This is a genomic window from Pseudomonas sp. TE3786, from assembly GCF_054057335.1.
Window position 1 is genome coordinate 394384 of sequence record NZ_JBSRZF010000002.1, and the last position, 19954, is coordinate 414337.

At 61.8% G+C, this 19954-nt stretch carries 20 protein-coding genes; 10 read left to right on the top strand and 10 right to left on the bottom strand.

What is annotated here, in order from left to right; genetic code table 11:
* Positions 1-393 precede the first annotated feature (393 nt).
* The 7 genes from ACVW0Y_RS04235 to ACVW0Y_RS04265 all read left to right on the top strand — a co-directional run bounded on the left by ACVW0Y_RS04235 (position 394) and on the right by ACVW0Y_RS04265 (position 7174).
* On the top strand, positions 394-933 hold the full coding sequence (locus ACVW0Y_RS04235; protein ID WP_457436273.1) for a Csu type fimbrial protein: 540 nt from the start codon (positions 394-396) through the stop codon (positions 931-933).
* Between the two features lie 92 nt (positions 934-1025).
* A complete protein-coding gene (locus tag ACVW0Y_RS04240; RefSeq protein ID WP_457436274.1) occupies positions 1026-1556 on the top strand; it encodes a Csu type fimbrial protein in 531 nt (176 codons plus the stop codon).
* The gene (locus ACVW0Y_RS04245) at positions 1556-2113 is read left to right on the top strand and encodes a Csu type fimbrial protein (RefSeq protein ID WP_457436275.1); all 558 of its coding nucleotides are present in this window, start codon (positions 1556-1558) and stop codon (positions 2111-2113) included. The genes ACVW0Y_RS04240 and ACVW0Y_RS04245 overlap by 1 nt, the downstream gene beginning before the upstream one ends.
* 50 nt (positions 2114-2163) lie before the next feature.
* Positions 2164-2946 carry a fimbrial biogenesis chaperone gene (locus tag ACVW0Y_RS04250; protein WP_457436276.1) on the top strand — a complete coding sequence of 261 codons (783 nt, stop codon included), beginning with the start codon at positions 2164-2166 and terminating at the stop codon, positions 2944-2946.
* A 147-nt stretch (positions 2947-3093) separates the two neighbouring features.
* Complete coding sequence (locus ACVW0Y_RS04255; RefSeq protein ID WP_457436277.1) at positions 3094-5469, top strand: fimbria/pilus outer membrane usher protein; 2376 nt, start codon at positions 3094-3096, stop codon at positions 5467-5469.
* A 13-nt stretch (positions 5470-5482) separates the two neighbouring features.
* Positions 5483-6490 carry a Csu type fimbrial protein gene (locus ACVW0Y_RS04260; RefSeq protein WP_457436279.1) on the top strand — a complete coding sequence of 336 codons (1008 nt, stop codon included), beginning with the start codon at positions 5483-5485 and terminating at the stop codon, positions 6488-6490.
* A gap of 90 nt (positions 6491-6580) precedes the next feature.
* A complete protein-coding gene (locus ACVW0Y_RS04265; protein WP_457436280.1) occupies positions 6581-7174 on the top strand; it encodes an HAD family hydrolase in 594 nt (197 codons plus the stop codon).
* 155 nt (positions 7175-7329) lie between these two features.
* On the opposite strand, the gene ureC is transcribed toward ACVW0Y_RS04265, so the two are convergent.
* From ureC to ACVW0Y_RS04290, 5 genes are all read right to left on the bottom strand, one after another.
* Positions 7330-9030: an urease subunit alpha gene (gene ureC, locus ACVW0Y_RS04270; RefSeq protein WP_457436281.1), complete on the bottom strand. Its 1701-nt coding sequence runs from the start codon at positions 9028-9030 to the stop codon at positions 7330-7332.
* A gap of 117 nt (positions 9031-9147) precedes the next feature.
* Positions 9148-9453: an urease subunit beta gene (locus ACVW0Y_RS04275; protein ID WP_457436282.1), complete on the bottom strand. Its 306-nt coding sequence runs from the start codon at positions 9451-9453 to the stop codon at positions 9148-9150.
* Positions 9450-9962: an N-acetyltransferase family protein gene (locus ACVW0Y_RS04280; protein WP_457436283.1), complete on the bottom strand. Its 513-nt coding sequence runs from the start codon at positions 9960-9962 to the stop codon at positions 9450-9452. The genes ACVW0Y_RS04275 and ACVW0Y_RS04280 overlap by 4 nt, the downstream gene beginning before the upstream one ends.
* 23 nt (positions 9963-9985) lie before the next feature.
* Positions 9986-10288, bottom strand: coding sequence for an urease subunit gamma (ureA, locus tag ACVW0Y_RS04285; RefSeq protein WP_457436285.1), 303 nt, complete (start codon positions 10286-10288; stop codon positions 9986-9988).
* A 3-nt stretch (positions 10289-10291) separates the two neighbouring features.
* Positions 10292-11143: an urease accessory protein UreD gene (locus ACVW0Y_RS04290; protein ID WP_457436286.1), complete on the bottom strand. Its 852-nt coding sequence runs from the start codon at positions 11141-11143 to the stop codon at positions 10292-10294.
* Positions 11144-11476: 333 nt separating this feature from the next.
* Here ACVW0Y_RS04290 and ACVW0Y_RS04295 point away from each other — a divergent pair, with 333 nt between their 5' ends.
* A complete protein-coding gene (locus ACVW0Y_RS04295; protein ID WP_457436287.1) occupies positions 11477-12211 on the top strand; it encodes a sulfite exporter TauE/SafE family protein in 735 nt (244 codons plus the stop codon).
* A 322-nt stretch (positions 12212-12533) separates the two neighbouring features.
* Positions 12534-14045 carry a nucleobase:cation symporter-2 family protein gene (locus ACVW0Y_RS04300; RefSeq protein WP_457436289.1) on the top strand — a complete coding sequence of 504 codons (1512 nt, stop codon included), beginning with the start codon at positions 12534-12536 and terminating at the stop codon, positions 14043-14045.
* A gap of 172 nt (positions 14046-14217) precedes the next feature.
* Here the strand turns inward: ACVW0Y_RS04300 and ACVW0Y_RS04305 are convergent, their stop codons facing one another.
* From ACVW0Y_RS04305 to ACVW0Y_RS04325, 5 genes are all read right to left on the bottom strand, one after another.
* Complete coding sequence (locus ACVW0Y_RS04305; RefSeq protein WP_457436290.1) at positions 14218-14979, bottom strand: SDR family NAD(P)-dependent oxidoreductase; 762 nt, start codon at positions 14977-14979, stop codon at positions 14218-14220.
* Positions 14980-15014: 35 nt separating this feature from the next.
* Entirely contained in the window at positions 15015-15797 is a 783-nt protein-coding gene (locus ACVW0Y_RS04310; RefSeq protein WP_457436292.1) for an amino acid ABC transporter ATP-binding protein, read from the bottom strand.
* A complete protein-coding gene (locus tag ACVW0Y_RS04315) occupies positions 15790-16452 on the bottom strand; it encodes an amino acid ABC transporter permease (protein ID WP_457436293.1) in 663 nt (220 codons plus the stop codon). The genes ACVW0Y_RS04310 and ACVW0Y_RS04315 overlap by 8 nt, the downstream gene beginning before the upstream one ends.
* Positions 16453-16464: 12 nt before the next feature.
* Positions 16465-17106, bottom strand: a complete 642-nt coding sequence (locus ACVW0Y_RS04320; protein ID WP_457436294.1) for an amino acid ABC transporter permease — start codon at positions 17104-17106, stop codon at positions 16465-16467.
* A gap of 235 nt (positions 17107-17341) precedes the next feature.
* Complete coding sequence (locus tag ACVW0Y_RS04325; RefSeq protein WP_457436295.1) at positions 17342-18229, bottom strand: transporter substrate-binding domain-containing protein; 888 nt, start codon at positions 18227-18229, stop codon at positions 17342-17344.
* A gap of 165 nt (positions 18230-18394) precedes the next feature.
* On the opposite strand from ACVW0Y_RS04325, the gene pdxR reads away from it, so the two are divergent.
* On the top strand, positions 18395-19891 hold the full coding sequence (pdxR, locus tag ACVW0Y_RS04330) for a MocR-like pyridoxine biosynthesis transcription factor PdxR (RefSeq protein WP_457436296.1): 1497 nt from the start codon (positions 18395-18397) through the stop codon (positions 19889-19891).
* Positions 19892-19954 lie beyond the last annotated feature (63 nt).

Sequence of the window (19954 nt, forward strand, 5' to 3'; positions counted from 1 at the left end):
AAAAGCTATCGCCATTGGCTATATAAAAAAGTCAGAAAATCCAACTTTACAGCCATCGTTTAATGGCTAAAAAGCCCGCAGTCACAATTGCTTATCTGATATGGAAAGTTGCTTTGGGTCGACCTCTGGCACCGGTAAATACAGAGTTTGGCTGGTTTTCAGGCCAACTTTGCTGCTGATTGTCTTGTGCGATATCGGCGATTTTTCCTAACTACTTTTTCCTACAGGGTTAACCGCTTGGTTAAGAGAACAACAACTTGCGTCATATGCGCGTTAGCGCACAGACGGCAGGCGCAATAGTTGACGCCATCAAGTTGTTTTGAAAGCAGGCGAATTTCTACTACGTTGCAATTAAGCGTGAATACGCGACTAATTTCGTAGGAGTTATATGAGATGAAGTACCGTTTTCTGCTGATCCCTGCCGCACTTGTACTCGTCCCTTTTTCCATGGCCGATGCAGCGGGCACGGTGCAGGGGCAACTGGGTATCCAGATCATCATCGGAGCCGGCTGCACCATCAACAACGGCAGCAGCAACGGCAGTACCAACAACTTCGGCAGCATCAACTTCGGTCAACACCCGACCTTGGACAGCACCCTTGACGCCCAGTCGGTAGGGGCCACGGCGGGTAGCTCGTTCGGCATCAACTGCGCGGCCTCGACGGCCTACAACGTGGCACTCAACTCCGGCCTCAACGTCGGTGCCAGCAACCAGCGGCGCATGATCAATGGCGCCAACTTCGTGAACTACAACCTGTACTCCGATTCCGGCCGCTTGGTCCCCTGGGGCAATGGCAGTAACGGCGGTGACGCCGTGGCCGGTACCGGCACCGGGGCCATTCAGGAGATGGTGGTGTACGGCCGTGTGCCGAACCAGACCACTCCGGCAGTGGGTACCTATGTGGATACCGTGCAGGTCACCGTGACCTGGTAAGCGCCTGTCCACCTTTAGCCCAGTTGCCGTTGCCCGCGAGGATCACCGTCACTTACGCAACACGGAAGACCCCTTCTCTACCAGGACAAGCCATGCGTCGTCTTCGGGATACTCCATGGAAGTGGCTGCTGTTGGTCGCGGTATTCAGCCCTTCCGCCTTCGTTGCTGCCGCAGGCAGCAAAACCGCCAGCATCGGCCTGTCGGCGGAAGTGTTGCCGGCTTGTAGCGCGGGCAGCACGGCACCGGCAACCCTTGGCCAATTCGGCGTTCTGGATTTCGGCACCTACTTTTCCCTTACCGCCCTGGTCTCGGTCACCAGCCAGATCGGCAATGGCTCGTTGCGCATCAACTGTCTGCTCAATACCCCCTATCGTGTGCTGCTCAGTGCCGGCGGCAGTGGCAGTGTGGCGGCGCGGCGCATGACCGGCCCGGCCTCGGCGCAGATCAATTACAACCTTTACACCAACGCCACCTACGCCACGGTGTGGGACAACACCACCGGCGTCACCGGGACCGGCAGCGGCACCGATCAGTACCTGCAGGTATATGGCCGCGTGCCGGCGCAACCGGCACCCACGCCGGGCACCTATACCGACACCATCACCGTTACGGTGAGCTGGTGATGAAGGCGTTGTCATGGCTGTTTGCCGTCGTAGTGGCGAGCATGTTGCCGTGCGCTTCAGTGGTCGCGGATACCGGTCTGAACGAACTCAATGTGACGAAAACGTTCTTCGTCAGAGCGGCGATTGCCCGCGGCTGTCTGCTCGGTTCCGGGGCCAGCGATGTCACCACCTACGGCAATATCAACTTTGGCCAGGTCGCCTCCCTGTCGGCCGACGTTCCGGTTACCAGCACGGTGGGGGCCGGTTCCATTCAAGTGCAGTGCACGCCGGGCACCAGCCTCACCATCGGTATCAGCACCGGGGCCCATACCGCCAATGTGAGCGGCGGCCGTTACCTGGCCAAGGGCTCGGAATTGCTGCGCTACCAACTGTTTCAGAACAGCGGGACGACCATCTGGGGCGACGGTAGCAATGGTGCCACCGCCATGAGCCTGACCGTACCCGTTGGTGCCGCGACCCTGACCTATCCGGTATACGCCCGCTTGTTTGCGGTGACACCCATGCCATCAGCGGGGATCTATACCGACACCGTGGTCGTTACCGTCAGCTTCAACTGAGCCTGCAGCTGCCAGAAAAACAACAACCAGAACAGACCAAGGAGCTACCCATGCCTGAGCGCAGTTGCCGGATTCTGCCGTTGTTTGCCCTGACCCTGTTGTTTGCCCTGCCCCTGTTGTTGCACAGCGAGCGGACGCCAGCCGCCAGTTCGGTGCTGATCTGGCCGATCAACCCGCAGATCGAGGCCGACCAGAAGGCCGCAGCGTTGTGGTTGGAAAATCGTGGTCAGGCCGCCATCAGCCTGCAGGTGCGGGTACTCAACTGGGGGCAGGCCGATTACGCCGACCAGCTCAGCGCCCAGCGCGCAGTGGTCGCCAGCCCGCCGGTGGTGACCATCGACCCGGGCAAGCGGCAGATGATCCGCCTGATGAAAATGCAGGCCCCAGCCGCCGCTACCGAGCAGACCTACCGGGTGCTGGTGGACGAACTGCTGCCGCCGGATGCCAAGGTGGATGCTGCGCTCGGGGTGAAATTCCAGATGCGTTATTCGGTGCCGCTGTTTGTCCTCGGTACCGGCGTCAGCCTGGCCAGCGCCTCTGCCAAGCCGCAGGAAGGCATTCAGTTGCTCAAGCCGGATGTGCGTTACCAGGTACAGAGCGAGGGCGGCAAACGCTATCTGCTGCTGAACAATCAGGGCCCGGTGCATGCGCGTCTGGCCAACGTGACGCTGCAGCAAGGCGGCAAGAAGACCCAGATCGCCGAAGGCCTGCTCGGCTATGTCTTGCCGGGGGCGCGAATGCGCTGGGAGCTGCCGGGTACGGTGCCCGACTCGTTCACCTTGGAGGCGCGAATAAATGAGATGGCTGAGCTTCAGCCAATTTCCCCGCACTGACCGTCACAGACCCGCGTGCCTCGCTTCAGGGAGAAGCAAGCGTCATCGTTCAGACGAGACGATGGCCGTGCTCATCTGGCCGTTGTGCTGCTGGCACTCTTGCTGCCCGCTGCGCCGCGCCTGTTTGCAGCCGATGCGGTGCAGCCTGTGCCTTGGCCTCTGCGGGATGGGTTGGCGGCTTCCGAGGCACCGGCAGCTCCCGCTGTGGCTGCGCCCGAAGCGCAACCTGGTACCGCACAACCTGTCGCCGCACCACCGGTTGCCGGCGCAGACGCGCCTGCAGCGGCCGACTACACCCTGTTTCTGGAGGTGGTGATCAATGAGCAGCCGAGCGATCGGGTGGTGCAGGTGAGCGTCAAGGGCGGGCGTTATTTTGTCGATGCGCAGGACCTGCGCGAAGCCGGCGTGCGCCTGGCGGACGGTGCAGTTGGCGAGCAGGCGCTGGACAGTATCGCCGGCCTGCAACACAGCTATGACCAGGAATTGCAGCGCCTGAAACTGACCCTGCCAATGGACTGGTTGCCCAGTCAGCAGCTCGGCTCCACTTCGGTGTACGACAACCTGCCGGCGCAGAGTTCGTTCGGCGGCTTGCTCAACTACGACGCCAATTACAACGACACCGAGGACGGCACTCATTACCTCAGCACCTTTCTCGAACAGCGCGCGTTTGGTAGCGCCGGGGTGTTCAGCAACACCGGGGTGTACCGGCACGCCTTCGATGATATCGAGGAGCAGCAGGACGGCTACGTGCGTTATGACACCTTCTGGCGCTACAACAATCAGCAAACCATGACCCGCTATATGGCCGGTGACGTGATCACCGGTGCGCTGACCTGGAACAGCGCGGTGCGCGTGGGTGGCGTGCAGGTGTCGCGCAACTTCGGCCTGCGCCCGGACCTGATCACTTACCCCTTGCCGCGCTTCAGTGGCGATGCGGCGGTGCCGACCTCGGTGGACCTGTTTATCAACAACGCCAAGGTCAGCAGCGACGCCGTCAACCCGGGTCCTTACACCGTCAGCAACGTGCCCTATATCAGCGGTGCCGGCAGCGCGCGGGTGGTGACCACCGACGCCCTGGGCCGTCAGGTAGCCACCGATGTGCCGTTTTACGTAACCAACTCGCTGCTGCAAAAAGGTCTGTCCGATTACTCGCTATCCGCCGGCAAGATCCGCGAAGACTATGGCGTGGAAAACTTCGCCTACGGCAGCACGGTGAGCAGCGGCACCTTCCGGTATGGCCTGAGTGATTACTTCACCGCCGAAAGCCATGCCGAGCTCGGCGAAACCCTGCGCCTGGGCGGTGTCGGTGCCACCATCGGGCTGGGCAATTGGGGCACTCTGGGCACCTCCGTGGCCCACAGCGAATACGACAACCTCAGCGGTCAGCAGACCAGCATCGGCTACAGCTACTACTCGACCCTGTTCGGCGTGTCTGCCCAGCATGTGCAGCGCACTTCCGGCTATGTCGACGTGAGCATGGTCAGCGCTCTGGAGCTGGACCGCGATGAGCTGACCCTGACCCGCCAGACCGACCAACTGACCTTTTCCTTCAATCCGTGGAATGCCGGCAACATCGGTGTCGGCTATTTTTCCAGCGAGACCATGGACGGCCAGCGCAGCCGCCTGCTCAACCTGTCCTGGTCCCATAGCCTGTGGGGCAACAGCAGCGTGTACCTGGCGATGAATCGCGAGATCGGCACCAGCGGCTATTCGGCGGTGGTGCAATTCATCATGCCGTTCGACGTGTTCTCCACCTTTAGCGCCAGCGTTGAACGCGACACCAGTGGCAGCTATCGCGAGCGGGTCAACCTCAGTCGCACCGCGCCGACCCAGGGCGGTATTGGCTACAACCTGGCCTACGCCACCGGCGGCGGCAGCTCCTATGAACAGGCGGACGTCAGCTGGCGTACGCCCTACACCCAGGCCCAGGTCGGGGTGTACCGCAACGATGGCACGTTGACCCAATGGGCCGATCTCAGCGGCTCGCTGATCGTTATGGACGGCGACGTGTTCCCCAGCAACCGTATCGACGATGCCTTTGTGCTGGTCAGCACCAATGGCTTTGCCGATGTACCGGTCAGCTTCGAACATCAATTGATCGGCAACACCAACAAGAGCGGGCATCTGCTGGTGCCCTGGGTACCGTCCTATTACGGCGGGCAGTATGAAATCGACCCACTGAATCTACCGGCCAACGTGCGCACCCCCGAGGTGGAAAGCAAGATCGCCGTCCACCAGGGCTCCGGCGCGCTGCTGGAGTTCAAGATGCGTCAGGTGGTAGCGGCCAGCATCGTGTTGATCGATAGCCGTGGCGAAGTGATTCCCCGTGGCAGCGAGACAAAGGTCGCAGGCACTGATCTGCGCGCTTTCGTCGGTTTTGATGGGCTGGTGTATTTCGAAGGCTTGCAGAAAACCAACCAACTGCGGGTCACCCAGCCGGATGGCAAGCAATGCTCGGCGGCCTTCACCGTGGACAAACCGGAAGAAGAAGTGAGCCTGATAGGTCCGCTGACCTGTCGCTGACCAGGAGTCGCGCATGAGCGCATCAGAGCAAGGCAACTGGCTGTTTCGCATGGTTCGCGCGTGGTGTGTCGGCAGCCTCGGTTTGCTGCTGCTGGCCGCTGCCGGGTTGGCCCAAGCCACCTGCAGTGCTGGGGCGGGCAACGTCAGTCTGGGCACCATCAGCTCGCTGGCGCTGATCACCACCGCGCGCGGCGGCTACGGTGCCGCCGGGGTGGCCTGTAGCGGAACTCTGACCTTGCTCGGCGGCAGTTACGTGCGGGTGATGCTCGACCAGGCCACGCCACTGACGCTGACCAATGGCGGTTATTCCATTCCCTTTACCGTGGGCACCAGCACCACCCCGGCCAGCGTGCTGCAAAGCGGTGTGGCGACGGATATCAACACCCTCAACGTCCTCGCGTTGGGCGGCAGCCAGTCGGGGATCGGTCTGTACTTCAATGTCCCCCTGGGCCCCAATGTGCAAGCCGGCACCTACACTGGCACCGTGACCTTTCGCTGGTACTACGCCATCTGTGACGGTGGAGTGCTGGTGCTCTGTGCCTGGGAGCGTACCCCAGGGCTGACGCAAGCCTGCCTGGCCAACCTGTGCACCACCATCACCGCCTGGGGCACGGGCTTGCCGACGACCGCCAGCATCACGCTGGTGGTGACCAAGGCCTGCCTGATTAACACCGCCAACCTCGACATCGACTTCGGCAGCAAAGCCCTGATCAGCCAATTCAGCAAAATCACCCAGACGGTCAACGTCACCTGTACCAACAACGAGGGCTATTCCGTGTCGTTCGATAACGGCACCCACTACCAGGCACCCTGGCGGCAAATGATCAGCGGCAGCGACCTGCTGCGCTACAACCTCTACCAACCCAACACCACGGTGATCTGGAACGTGGCGCAGCCGATGACCTTTACCGGCTCGGGCGTGGCGCAGAACTTCACCTTCGACGCGACCATCGATCCTTCCCAGCCGAATCAGCCGCAGGGGAGTTATCAGGACAGTGTGATCATGACCCTCAACTATTGAGCCCCGGCGCTCTTTAGCGCCTGGGGGCGGGATTTTCAGGGGCAACATCGCCGTATACTGCCGCGCTATCTGTAGCGCTGGAGTTAACCGATGAGCCTGGCCCCGATCCGTCACTGGGTGTTCGATATGGACGGCACCTTGACCATTGCCGTGCATGACTTCGCGGCTATTCGTCGTGAGCTGGAAATTCCCGCCGAGGACGACATCCTCCATCACCTCGCCGCACTGCCGGCCGAAGTGGCTGCCGCCAAACATGCCTGGCTGATGGAGCACGAGCGCGAGCTGGCCCTGAATGCCCAGCCGGCCCCGGGAGCCATCGAACTGGTGCGCGAGCTGCATGAGCGCGGTCATCAGCTTGGCATTCTGACCCGCAACGCCCACTCGCTGGCGCTGCTCACCCTGCAAGCCATTGGTCTCGGTGATTGTTTTGCCACGGTGGATATCCTCGGGCGCGACGAAGCCCCGCCCAAGCCCCATCCGGGCGGATTGCTGCATCTGGCCGAGCAATGGCAGGTGGCACCGAGCGAGATGGTGATGGTTGGCGACTACCGCTTCGACCTCGACAGCGGGCGTGCAGCAGGTACCCATACGGTGCGGGTGAATGTGCCGGAGAATCTGTGGCCTGAGTTGGCCGATTGGTGTGCCGAGGATTGTTTGGCGTTGCTGCGGTTGAGCCGGGCGTAACAGCGTAAACCTTCCGACACCTTCATCCCGCCTTACCCCGTCATCCCAGCGCAGGCTGGGATCCAGAATCTTGGATGGGGCTCGATTAGCGGCCCACTGCAAAAGCCTGGATCCCAGCTTGCTCTGGGGTGACGGTGGTAGGGCAGGGGCGTGGTTCAGAACAAGAAATACCGCTGCGCCATTGGCAACTCATCCGCTGGCTCACACCAGAGCAATTGCCCGTCGGCTTTGACCTGATAGGTCTGTGGATCAACGTCGATCTGCGGGGTGTAGTCGTTGTGGATCAGGTCGCTCTTCTGCACGGTGCGGCAACCTTTGACCACGCCGATCAGTTTCTTCAACCCCAACTGCTCGGGCACGCCAAGATCAAACGCCGCCTGGCTGATAAAGGTCAGGCTGGTGGCGTGCAGCATGCCGCCGTAGCTGCCGAACATCGGGCGGTAGTGCACTGGTTGCGGGGTGGGGATGGAGGCGTTGGCCTCGCCCATCAGGCTGGCGGCAATTGCGCCGCCCTTGAGGATCAGGGTCGGCTTTACGCCAAAGAACGCCGGACGCCACAGCACCAGGTCAGCGAATTTGCCCACTTCGATGGAGCCCACTTCATGGCTGATGCCATGGGTGATCGCCGGGTTGATGGTGTACTTGGCGATATAGCGCTTAACGCGGAAGTTGTCGTTGCCAGTGCCATCGCCGGGCAGCGCGCCGCGCTGTTTTTTCATCTTGTCGGCGGTCTGCCAGCAGCGTGTGATCACCTCGCCGACGCGGCCCATGGCCTGGCTGTCGGAGCTGATCATCGAGAACGCGCCCAGATCATGTAGGATGTCTTCGGCGGCGATGGTCTCGCGGCGGATACGGCTTTCGGCGAAGGCCACGTCTTCGGCAATACTCGGGTCCAGGTGATGGCAGACCATCAGCATGTCCAGGTGTTCGTCGATGGTGTTGCGGGTGAACGGCCGGGTCGGGTTGGTGGAGCTGGGCAACACGTTGGGCAGGCTGCAGGCCTTGATGATGTCCGGCGCGTGACCGCCACCGGCACCCTCGGTGTGATACGTGTGGATGGTGCGACCCTTGAACGCGCCCAGGGTGGTTTCGACAAAGCCCGACTCGTTGAGGGTGTCGGTATGAATCGCCACCTGCACATCGTACTGGTCGGCCACATTCAGGCAGTTGTCGATGGCGGCCGGGGTGGTGCCCCAGTCTTCGTGCAGCTTGAGGCCGATGGCACCGGCTTTGACCTGCTCGATCAACGGCTCCGGCAGGCTGACGTTGCCCTTGCCGGTAAAGCCGATGTTCATCGGGAAGGCATCGGCGGCCTGCAGCATGCGCGCCATATGCCAGGGCCCCGGCGTGACCGTGGTGGCATAGGTGCCGGTGGCCGGGCCGGTGCCGCCACCAATCATGGTGGTGGTGCCGCTCATCAGGGCTTCTTCGATCTGCTGCGGGCAGATGAAGTGAATGTGGGTGTCGATGCCGCCAGCGGTGAGGATCATGCCTTCACCGGCTATCACTTCGGTGGCACCACCGATGGCGATGGTCACCTCCGGCTGGATGTCCGGGTTACCGGCTTTGCCGATGGCCGCGATGCGCCCGCCCTTGAGGCCGACGTCGGCTTTGACGATGCCCCAGTGGTCGATGATCAGCGCGTTGGTGATCACCGTGTCGACCACATCGGCGGCGTTCAACTGGCTCTGGCCCATGCCATCGCGGATCACCTTGCCGCCGCCGAATTTCACTTCGTCGCCATACACGGTGAAGTCTTTTTCCACCTCGATCCACAGCTCGGTATCGGCCAGGCGCACCTTGTCGCCAACGGTGGGGCCGAACATATCGGCGTAGGCTTGTTTGCTGATTTTCATTGGTTGCTTCCCGATGCCGCCAAAAACGAAGGTCTCCTGTAGGAGCGGCTTCAGCCGCGATGCTCTTGGCCTTGAAAAGCATCGCGGCTGACGCCGCTCCTACGGATGGAGTTGGTCTTACAAATCGCCCATCACCCGCCCGGCAAAGCCGAACACCCGACGATGGCCGACCAGCTCCACCAGCTCCACATCCCGCGACTGCCCCGGTTCAAAGCGCACAGCGGTGCCGGCCGGAATATTCAGGCGCATGCCGCGTGCGGCAGGGCGGTCGAAGGTCAGGGCGTCGTTGGTTTCGAAGAAGTGGAAGTGCGAGCCAACCTGAATCGGCCGGTCGCCGCTGTTGGCCACGTTCACCGTGACGGTGCGGCGGCCGACATTGAGTTCGATGTCGCCGGGCTGGATCTGGTATTCACCGGGGATCATGGCGCGCTCCTTTCAGGGGTGACGATCAGTTGCATAAAGGTCAGGTCCAGCCAGCGGCCGAACTTGCGGCCCACCTGGGGCATCTGCCCGGTGGTGATAAAGCCGAGGCGTTCGTGCAAACGAATGGAGGCGGTGTTACCGCTTTCGATGGCGGCCACCAGCACATGCTTGCCGCAGGCTTTGGCCCGTTCGATCAGCGCGTGCATCAGCAGCGGGCCGAGGCCTTTGCCGCGTTGGTCGCTGCGCACATACACCGAGTGCTCGACGGTGTTGCAGAAGCCATCGAAGGGACGCCAGTCGCCAAACGAGGCATAGCCGACGACCTCGTCGGCCTCATCGATGGCCACCAGAATCGGATAACCCTGCTGCGCACGGGCGGCGAACCAGGCCGCGCGGTTGGCCAGGTCGACGGTGGCGTCCATCCAGATTGCGGTGGTGTTGAGCACCGCGTCGTTGAAGATGTCGCGGATGGCGGGCAGGTCGGCAGGGATGGCGTCGCGAATGGTCATATCGGTCTTCTTGTGCAGTCGGTTCAGGCGATGGGCTGGTGTACGGTCACCAGTTTTGTGCCGTCGGGAAAGGTCGCTTCAATCTGAATTTCCGGGATCATTTCCGCGATGCCTTCCATCACCTGCTCGCGGGTCAGCAGGGTGGTGCCGAAGTGCATCAGCTCGGCCACGGTGCGGCCATCGCGGGCACCTTCGAGCAGGGCGGCGGAAATATAGGCCATGGCCTCCGGATAGTTGAGCTTCACCCCGCGCGCCAGTCGGCGCTCGGCCACCAGGCCGGCAGTGAAGATCAACATTTTGTCTTTTTCGCGTGGGCTCAAATCCATCGGTCAGGTACTCCAGATTCGCGGCGGTACGGCAGCGCGGCCCAACAAGGCCGGACGCAGCAAGCGCCAGAGGTCGATCAGCCAGGCCCGCGCATGCAGCGCCTCGACAGCGAGGCAGCGTGCCACCAGCAGGCCCGGCAATTGGCTGAGATCACCGCGCACCCGGGCATGGGGTCCGGCACAGAGTTCGCGGCAGTGTTCGAGTAATTCAGGGGCGAGGTCGCCGGTGATCAGCAAGGTGGCGAACACCGGATGGCCGTCGAGCCCAATGGGCGAGTCGAGCAGGCCATCGCCACCGACCACGCGCTGGCGTTCATGCCAGAGCAGCTTGCCGTCGCGGCGAATGTCCAGGTGGGCCTGGAAATGGCCCTTGTCGAAACGCTCGCCGGCGGCCGGCCGGCCGAGGGCGACCATGTCCCAGTACAGCAGTTGGGCGTCGCCCTGCAGTTCGATCCGGGTAGTGAGTTCGGCCTGGGCGGCGGAGTAGACGATGGTCTCCTGCGGCAGCCATTCCAGGGTGGCACCGGCGGCGACCTGGATATCCAGTTGCTGATAGGCCGGGCCGGCAGCGCGATACCACTTGGCCGCGCCAGGGCTGGTGAGCTGAGCCCAGGCCTGTTCCTGCACCTGCACGCTGATATTCAGGCGGTCGCCCCCGGCAATACCGCCCGGCGGGTGAACGATGATGTGCTGACAGACTTCCGGGCCTTCGGCATACAGGTGCTTCTGCACCCGCAGCGGGCCCTGATGTCGCCGCATTACCGGTCGCGTGCTGTCGCCCTGGCGGGCATAGGCGAGCTCCAGCTCGGCGTACCAGCTGGGGGTGAACAGGACAGGGGGGACAGGTGCGTTCATTACGGTCTTAGGCGAATTCGGATTGCTGCAGGCTAGAGCAATACGCGTGCCTTTGGGGCGTAAAGCCGGTGGTGAGCGGCGTGTGGCTGGCGCGGATGACGATTTTGTTGGCGTGCTGGTCAGGTTTTTATGCATGTGCATGCTCCGTGCTGGTGCTTCGCCGCTTGAGTGACCTGATTTGGTGCGCCTCGGCTGCCTCCCCGTAGGAGCAGCGAGGGTGTGAAGGTCCGAGGGTGGAATGGGGTTGTGGCTCAGGCACTTCGTTTAACTGGCTCTCTCGCCGGCCAGTCTCGGCTCCGTACAGTTTGGCCTCCACCATCAGGGGTGCCTGACATGTTGTTGATTCTGGCCTTTGCCGCTGGCCTGCTGCGCGGTTACAGCGGCTTTGGGTTTTCCATGGTGCTGGCCTTGGGCTTGCTCACCGTCAGCCCGCCGGCCTTGGCCATTCCGGTGGTGTTGCTGGTGGATCTGCTGTGCAGTATCAGCCTGTGGCCGGAGGCTCGGCGGACGTTTGATCGGCGCATTGGCCTGCGCCTGATCGGCGGCATGCTGCTGGCGGTGCCGCTGGCTTCGCTGGCGTTGGCGCGTTTGCCCGAGCAGTGGATGGCACCGGTAGTCGCCCTGCTGTGCCTGGTGGGCGGCGTGCTGGTGCTGGTTCGCCAGCGCGCTGCGGTGCGGCCGTTGGCTACCGGTTGGGCGTTGCCGGCGGGGTTGGTTTCCGGGGTGGTCACGGCGCTGGCCTCCGCGGGTGGGCCGCCGGTGGTGGTCTATCTGCTGCGCAGCGGCTTACCGGCCGTCAGCGTCCGTGGGACAGCAATTGTGTTTTTTGCGCTGAGTGATGGGGTGGCGCTGGGCAGTCTGTGGTGGCTGCAGGTACTGAGCCTGGCGCATCTGCAGTTGGCGGCCAGCCTGCTGGTGCCGGCGTTGTTGGGCAATGTGGCGGGGCAGGTACTGTTTCGCCGCAAGCCGATGTCCCTGCACCTGCTGATTGGCAGCGTGCTGGTGCTGCTGTCGGCTGTCACGTTGGCGGCAAACTTGGCGGCTACCTTTACGACAAGCCTTTTGTAACCCTCTGCCGAATTTCTTGTATACAAAACTATGGGATCTTGCTTACAGTATTTCCCGCGCCTACGACACCGGTAATCGCCGATGTGTATTGCGCCGGTCTCCAGCCATGCAACAACCCTTGCTGCTCGAACCTATCACGCGCCCCCCGCCGGCCTCGCTCAACGCGCTCGCCCGCACCCTCTCCCCAGCCCTTCCGCGAACCCCCGGCCATGCCCATGGGGGCCTCAGGCACTGAGTACAACGATCCACCCACACACCGCAACGAATGCGACTTAGACCGTGCTGTTAGACGCATCAAAATAACAAAAGCGAGCTACTCACCATGACTTCTTCCGCTTCATCTCGTCCCGAGGACGAGAACCTCGGTATTGGCGCCAACCTGGCTTATGGTCTCCAGCATGTGTTGACCATGTACGGCGGCATCATCGCCGTCCCGCTGATCATCGGCCAGGCGGCCGGCCTGCCGTCTGCCGAGATCGGCCTGCTGATCGCCGCGTCGCTGTTCGCCGGCGGTCTGGCTACCTTGTTGCAGACCCTGGGTTTGCCGTTTTTCGGCTGTCGCCTGCCGCTGGTTCAGGGGGTGTCGTTCTCCGGCGTCGCCACCATGATCGCGATCATTGGCAATGACGGTGCGGGAGGGCTGCCCAATGTGTTCGGGGCGGTGATTGCCGCCTCGCTGATCGGTCTGCTGATCACCCCGGTGTTCTCGCGCATCATCAAATTCTTTCCGCCGTTGGTGAATGGCATCGTCATCACCACCATCGGCCTCAGCCTGATGCCCGTCGCGGTGCGCTGGGCCATGGGCGGCAACAGCCAGGCCGCCGACTTCGGCAGCGTAGCCAATATCAGTCTGGCGGCGTTCACCCTGGCCATGGTGCTGCTGCTGAGCAAGCTGGGCAGTGCGAGCATCTCGCGCCTGTCGATTCTGCTGGCAATCATCATCGGCACCTTGGGCGCCACCGCGCTGGGCATGGCCGACTTCTCCCGCGTACTGGACGGCCCGCTGATGGCCGCCCCGGCGGTGCTGCACTACGGCATGCCGACCTTTCAGGTCGCCGCCATTCTGTCGATGCTGATCGTGATTGTGGTGACCATGGTGGAGACCTCGGCAGACATTCTTGCCGTGGGCGAAATCATCGACACCAAGGTCGACTCCAAACGCCTGGGCAACGGCCTGCGCGCCGATATGATCTCCAGCGCCCTGGCACCGCTGTTCGGCTCTTTCACCCAGAGTGCGTTTGCGCAGAACGTCGGCCTGGTGGCTGTCACCGGGGTGAAAAGTCGCTACGTGGTCGCCACCGCCGGTTTGATTCTGGTGACCCTCGGCTTGCTACCGGTGATGGGCCGCCTGGTCGCGGCCGTGCCGACCGCAGTGCTCGGTGGTGCCGGCCTGGTGCTGTTCGGTACTGTGGCTGCCAGTGGTATCCGCACCCTGGCGCAGGTGGACTACCGCAACAATATGAACCTGATCATCGTCGCCACCTCGATCGGTTTCGGCATGATCCCCATTGCCGCGCCGACCTTCTACCACCACTTCCCGGGCTGGTTTGAAACCATCTTCCACTCCGGCATCAGCTCGGCGGCGATCATGGCCATTCTGCTCAACCTGCTGTTCAACCACCTGCGGGCCGGCAACTCCGACCAGCAGTCGGTCTTCGTTGCCGCCAGCGACCGCACCGTGCGCTACCGCGATATCGCCTGCCTCAACGACGGCGACTTTGTTCGCGACGGCAAACTGTTCGACTGTGATGGCAAGGAAGTACCGATTGTGGAAGCGGACGAGCACCATGAGCCGGGTGCCGTGCACAAGAAGCGCACCGAGCAGGCGCATTAACCGCTAGATCAAAGGCTCCGGTCAGCTGCGATGCTCTTTAAAAGATGGCACCCGGTGTGAGCGAGCTAGAGCAGTGCAAGGCAAAAACGGTTTTTCAAGCGCAGTGGGCTGTAGCCCATGAGCATTTAAAAACCGTTTTTAACGCAGCACTGCCGACGCGCAGCCACACCGATCACTTGTCGCGGTCGACCGCAAACGCGGACCACGCCTGCCGACTCGGCATGATCTCCAGCCGGTTGATGTTGATATGGTCCGGCAAGCTGGCGACGTAGTAGATCTGCTCGGCAATATCCTCAGCGCTCAATGGTGTAGTGGTGCCATACATGGCATCCGACGCCGCCTGATTGCCCTTGGTGCGCACCAGGGTGAACTCGGTTTCGGCCATGCCCGGGGCAATATCGGTAACCCGCACGCCAGTGGCGATCAGGTCGCAGCGCAGGTTGTAGCTGAACTGTTTAACGAACGCCTTGCTGGCGCCATACACATGGCCACCCGGATACGGCCACTCGCCGGCCACCGAACCGATATTGACGATGCTCGCGCCCGCACCGGTTTCCAGCAGCTTCGGCAACACCGCATGGGTCACGTTGACCAGCCCGGTGATATTGGTGTCGATCATGGTGTGCCAGTCTTCCAGGGCCACCTTTTGCGCGGGTTCCGGTGCCAGCGCCAGGCCGGCGTTGTTGATCAGGCTGCGCACATTGCGAAAGCCCTCAGGCAAATCGTCGACCATTTTCTGCACGGCGGCGGCATCACGCACGTCCAGTACCGCGATATGCACCGGCACCTTGGCACCCAGTTCTTTTTGCAGTTCTACCAGGCGCTCTTCGCGACGACCGCTCAACACCAGGGACCAGCCCGCTTCGGCAAAACGCCGTGCGGTAGCCCGGCCAAAGCCCGATGTTGCCCCTGTGATAAATACCACCTTGCTCATGTTTACCTCGTCTTCACGGCGACTTGATGGAGCGGTCAGTTCGACAGCTCGAGAAATTTGCGCACCCGGTCGGTTTCCGGGTTGCTGAAGAATTTGTCGGGCGCCGACTTTTCGATGATCAGGCCCTTTTCCAGAAACACCACCTGGTCCGACACGGCGCGGGCGAATTCCATTTCGTGGGTGACCACGATCATGGTGTAGCCCTCGCTCGACAGGTTCTTCATCACCTGCAGCACTTCACCGACCCGCTCGGGGTCCAGGGCTGAGGTGGGTTCGTCGAACAATATCACTTCCGGGCTCATGGCCAGCGCGCGGGCAATGGCCACCCGCTGTTTCTGCCCGCCGGACAGGGTAAAGGGATAGGCGTCTTTGCGCTCGCTCATGCCGACTTTTTCCAGCAGCTGTTCGGCGATGGCGCGGGCCTGGTCCTTGGTCATGCCCTTTACGTAGATGGGCGCTTCCATCACGTTCTGGATCACCGTCAGGTGTGGCCACAGGTTGAAACCCTGGAACACCATGCCGGTCTTGGCGCGCAGGGTGGCCAGTTCCTTGTTGTTCATTTCCCGCGCGGCGGCTTCGTTGACGCCGATGCGCTGACCGGCGATATGAATGGTGCCGCGATCAGGTACCTCCAGCCAGTTGATGCAGCGCAGCATGGTGGATTTGCCCGAGCCGCTGGAGCCCAGCACGCTGACCACCTGACCTTTGTGCACCTCCAGATCGATATCGCGCAGCACCTCGATATCGCCAAAGCTTTTCGACATGCGCTTGATGCTGACTGCCGGCGCAGCAACGTTTACAGGGGCTACGTCAGACATAATCAAAACCTCGTTTGGCGCCGAAGCGGGCGGCCCATTTGAGTGCCAGTTCCAGGCAGATGCTGATCAGCCAATAGAGGATGATCACCAGCACAAAGGCCTGGGTAGGAATGAAATAGGTGGACTGCGCCGAGTTGGCGGCGGCGGTCAGTTCCTGCACGGTGATAATGGTCAGGAATGCAGTGTCCTTGAGGGCGATGATCAACTGGTTGCCCAGCAGTGGCCGGGTCTTGATCACCAACTGCGGCAGAATGATCCGCCAGAACAGCCGCCCCGGCGTAAAGCCATGGGCCTTGGCCGCTTCCACATAGCCCTCGGGCATGACCAGGCGGCTGCCGCGCAGGATCTCGGCGAAGTAGGCTGCGTGATAAATGATCAGGCTGATAAAACCGGCGGTCCAGGCGTCCATGCGCAGGCCCAATTGCGGCAGGCCGTAGTACAGCAGGTAGGCGAGGATCAGAAACGGCAGGGTACGCATCAGGTTTATCAAGCCGCGAATCACCGTCGAAAAACGATCGCCTTCTTCCAGGCGGTACACCGCCAGACAGCCCAGCACGAACGCGCACAGCGTTGACAGCACGAACAGCAACAAGGTGCCGAGCAGGCCGTTGACGAAGGTCTCGCGGGCTTCCCATAAAATCGTCCATTCAGTCATGGCAGCCTCCCTTCACATGGCCAGACGGTTGGCTTTCTTTTCCGCCATGGCCTGCAGCTTGAGCAGCACGCTGATGATCAGCATGTACAGCAAGGCAGCGCAGAGAATCGGCGGCAAGGGCTCGTAGGTGACAGCGGAAATACGGTTGGTCACCCGGGTCAGGTCGACGATGCCGATCACCGCAATGGCCGGGCTGCCCTTGATCAGAAACGACATCTCGTTGACCAGGCCGGGCAGACTGCTGGTGATCATCTGCGGCAACATGATGCGGCGGAAAAACACCCCGCCGGTCATGCCACAGGCCAGCGCTGCTTCACGCTGATCGCGGGAGAAACTGATAAACGCCGCGCGCCAGATTTCGGCATTGAAGGCCGCCGTGTTCAGGGTCATGGCCACAATGGCGGCGGTGTTGCGGTTCATATTGATGCCAAACATCGGTGCCGACAGAAACAGGAACAGCACAAAGGTCACCAGCGGCGTGGCGCGGGCCAGGCTGATATACAACACCAGAATCTGATCGACAAAAGGGATCCTGGCCATGCGCAGCAGCGCCACGCCAAGACCCAATACCACACCGATGGAAATGGCGATGCCGCACAGCCACAAGGTGGTCCAGGCACCTTCCAACAGCAACAACCAGGCTTGACCGTTCATGCCTCGGCTCCTTATTCAAAACGGGGTTTATGCGAGCCAGACCGTGAGTGGTTTGCAAGGCTTGGGGGAAACAGAAGCAAAGCGGGGGCCAGGTGTGAGAGGGGGAGGCTTTGGATACGAGTCCCAAACCAGCCCCCCGTCATCCCAGCGCAGGCTGGGATCCAGAATCTGTCAGGAGAACGGCGCTCGCCGGGCAATTCTGGGTCCCAGCCCGCTGGGACGACGGTGTAGGGGCTTACATCCCAGCCAGTTTGTGGAACTGCTCAACATTGGTGATCGGCTCTTTCGGCATATCCGCGAAGGCCTCGCCGAACCACTTGGTTTGCAGGGCAGCCAGACGGCCGTTGGCGCGAACCTTGTCCATAAATCCGGTGAGGAACTTGAGCAGCTCCGGGCTGTTTTTTGGCATCGGCCAGGCAGCAAAACCGGGGCCGGAAACCGCGATGCCTTTGGCGAAGGTATCGCCGCGGGTTTTGATCAGGTCGTTCACCGAGATCAAGGCGTTGACGGCGTAGTCCAGACGGCCGTTGGCCAGATCCGCGTAGACCTCTGGGTAGGATTGGTACTCGACCACTTTGCCCATCTCGCAGCCTTGTTCTTTCATCATTGCTTTCAGCTCGGGCAGGCGCGCCAGCAGGGCGCTACCGGCTTGCACGCCGACGGTTTTGCCGCACAGGCTGGCGATATCGCTGAGGCTCTTGTCGTCGGCGCGCTTTACGTAATAGTGCTGGGCGCTGGCAAACGGTGGGGTGAAGTTGAACACCCGCAGGCGCTCGTCGGTGACCAGGGCGCCGGTGAAGGCTACGTCGTATTGGCCGGACGACACCGAAGCGAGCAGCCCGGTCCAGGGCAGGATGTCCTGCTTCACATCGATTTTCTGTTCCTTGGCGTAAGCGACCAGGTCTTCCAGCAGCTCTTTGTGAAAGCCCTCGGGCTTGCCGTCGACTATGTAGTTGAACGGCGCGTAGTCATCTTCGGTGGCGACCGTGAGCACGCCTTTGCTCTTCACGTCGTCGAGGTCGGCGTGGGCAAATGGGGCACTGAGTACTAGGGTGGCGAGGGTCAGCTTGCGCAACAGGCCAAGCGATTTGAGGGCCAGCGAACCGTTGTTCGTGTGCTTCATCTTTGCTGCTCCAGGGGCTTTTTCAGTTGGCTGGGACCAACCATAGAGACGCCCGGAAGCGAGGCGATAGGGGCAGTTCTGGCCATTCGACTGGCCAGTCTGAAGCCAGAAATGGGTGGCGCGGTACTTGCAAAGTTCATCGGTCGGCAAGTATGTGGAGCCACCATGATCGATCACCTGTTTCATCTGGATTTCGACCAGCAGCGCGGCCTTCAGGAGCAACTGCGCGAGTCGCTGGTGTCGACCATTCTCGGTGGTGGTTTCCCCGCGGACGAGCCATTGCCCTCCTGTCGCAAGCTGTCCCAGCAGCTCTCCATTTCCCGCAACACCGTGGCCCTGGTGTACGAAAGCCTGCTGGACAACGGCTACCTGGTCAGTCGCCCGCGCAGTGGTTACTACCTGCACCCGGACTACTGCGGTGCCGACTTCGACGACAGCGTGCTGCGCATGACGCCGCAGCGCCAACCCGAACACAACGACGACAGCAGCAGCGAACGTGCACCGAATTGGGCTGCGCGCTTCAAGATGCAGCCCAGCCTGAAGCATGGCGTGCTGCGCCCGAGCAACTGGCCGGGTTTCACCTATCCCTTCGTTTACGGCCAACCGATTCGCGACCTGTTTCCCCTGGAGCGCTGGCGTGAAGTCTCGCGCAATACCCTGCGCAGCGAACGCGACCAGGGCTGGCTGCGCGACCGCTTCGACCGTGACGATGAAATGCTCATCGAACAACTGCGCACCCGCGTGCTACCCAAACGCGGCATCTGGGCGCGCGCGGATGAAATTCTGGTCACCCTCGGTTCGCAAAACGCCTTGTATCTACTGGCCACCTTGCTGATGGGCAAAGGTGTGAAAGTAGCGGTGGAAAACCCCGGTTTTCGCGATGCCCTGAGTATCTTTGATCTGCAAGGTGCCCAGGTGCAGCTGCAAGACATCGACCGCGAAGGCCTGGTGGTCGACTCCCGGTTGAACGACTGTGAATACCTGTACGTCACCCCCGGCCACCAGGTGCCCACCGGCATCGCCATGAGCCCCGGGCGGCGTGGTCAGTTGCTGCGGCAGATCCGTGAGCACGACCAGATACTGATCGAAGACGACTACGACGCCGAGCTGAACCTCGACAACCATCCGCAGCCGGCGCTCAAGGCCAGCGATAGCCATGGCCGAGTGATCTACCTGAGCAGCCTGTCCAAAGCCTTTTCGCCGGGGTTGCGGATTGGCTATATGGTCGCCGATGCCGAACTGATCGACGAACTGCGTGCGCTGCGGCGCCTGATGTACCGGCATCCGCCGTTGAACAACCAGCGCATGTTGGCCGAGTTTCTTGCCCAGGGGCATTACGACGCGCATTTGCGCCGCTTCCGTGAGGAACATGCGCGGCGGCGGGAGACGTTGAGTGAGGCGCTGCGGGAAGACTTGCCGGGGTGTGAGCATGTGGGCAGCCCCGGGGCGAGTGCGTTTTGGCTGGCGGCGCCGGAGGGCGTGGATACGCAGAAGCTGGCGTGGGCGGCGGCGCAGCAGAGTGTGTTGATTGAGTCAGGGGCGCAGTTTTTCTTTGGGCAGCATGTGCCGGTGAATTTTATGCGCTTGGGGTTTCATGCAATCGATGCGCAGCGGATTCGGCCGGGGATTCGGGTGTTGGCCAACGTGCTGGAACGAATGTAAACGGCGCTTGGCTTTTTACCTCCGTACCTGGATCCCAGCCTGCGCTGGGATGACGGGGGAGGC

Coding starts and splice junctions, on each gene's coding strand:
- ACVW0Y_RS04295 (WP_457436287.1), top strand. CDS start 11,477: ATGTTGTTGATTCTGGCCTTTGCCGCTGGCCTGCTGCGCGGTTACAGC.
- ACVW0Y_RS04320 (WP_457436294.1), bottom strand. CDS start 17,106: ATGAACGGTCAAGCCTGGTTGTTGCTGTTGGAAGGTGCCTGGACCACC.
- ACVW0Y_RS04305 (WP_457436290.1), bottom strand. CDS start 14,979: ATGAGCAAGGTGGTATTTATCACAGGGGCAACATCGGGCTTTGGCCGG.
- ACVW0Y_RS04260 (WP_457436279.1), top strand. CDS start 5,483: ATGAGCGCATCAGAGCAAGGCAACTGGCTGTTTCGCATGGTTCGCGCG.
- ACVW0Y_RS04240 (WP_457436274.1), top strand. CDS start 1,026: ATGCGTCGTCTTCGGGATACTCCATGGAAGTGGCTGCTGTTGGTCGCG.
- ACVW0Y_RS04245 (WP_457436275.1), top strand. CDS start 1,556: ATGAAGGCGTTGTCATGGCTGTTTGCCGTCGTAGTGGCGAGCATGTTG.
- ACVW0Y_RS04250 (WP_457436276.1), top strand. CDS start 2,164: ATGCCTGAGCGCAGTTGCCGGATTCTGCCGTTGTTTGCCCTGACCCTG.
- pdxR (WP_457436296.1), top strand. CDS start 18,395: ATGATCGATCACCTGTTTCATCTGGATTTCGACCAGCAGCGCGGCCTT.
- ACVW0Y_RS04265 (WP_457436280.1), top strand. CDS start 6,581: ATGAGCCTGGCCCCGATCCGTCACTGGGTGTTCGATATGGACGGCACC.
- ACVW0Y_RS04325 (WP_457436295.1), bottom strand. CDS start 18,229: ATGAAGCACACGAACAACGGTTCGCTGGCCCTCAAATCGCTTGGCCTG.
- ACVW0Y_RS04280 (WP_457436283.1), bottom strand. CDS start 9,962: ATGACCATTCGCGACGCCATCCCTGCCGACCTGCCCGCCATCCGCGAC.
- ACVW0Y_RS04300 (WP_457436289.1), top strand. CDS start 12,534: ATGACTTCTTCCGCTTCATCTCGTCCCGAGGACGAGAACCTCGGTATT.
- ACVW0Y_RS04235 (WP_457436273.1), top strand. CDS start 394: ATGAAGTACCGTTTTCTGCTGATCCCTGCCGCACTTGTACTCGTCCCT.
- ACVW0Y_RS04290 (WP_457436286.1), bottom strand. CDS start 11,143: ATGAACGCACCTGTCCCCCCTGTCCTGTTCACCCCCAGCTGGTACGCC.
- ureA (WP_457436285.1), bottom strand. CDS start 10,288: ATGGATTTGAGCCCACGCGAAAAAGACAAAATGTTGATCTTCACTGCC.
- ACVW0Y_RS04275 (WP_457436282.1), bottom strand. CDS start 9,453: ATGATCCCCGGTGAATACCAGATCCAGCCCGGCGACATCGAACTCAAT.
- ureC (WP_457436281.1), bottom strand. CDS start 9,030: ATGAAAATCAGCAAACAAGCCTACGCCGATATGTTCGGCCCCACCGTT.
- ACVW0Y_RS04310 (WP_457436292.1), bottom strand. CDS start 15,797: ATGTCTGACGTAGCCCCTGTAAACGTTGCTGCGCCGGCAGTCAGCATC.
- ACVW0Y_RS04315 (WP_457436293.1), bottom strand. CDS start 16,452: ATGACTGAATGGACGATTTTATGGGAAGCCCGCGAGACCTTCGTCAAC.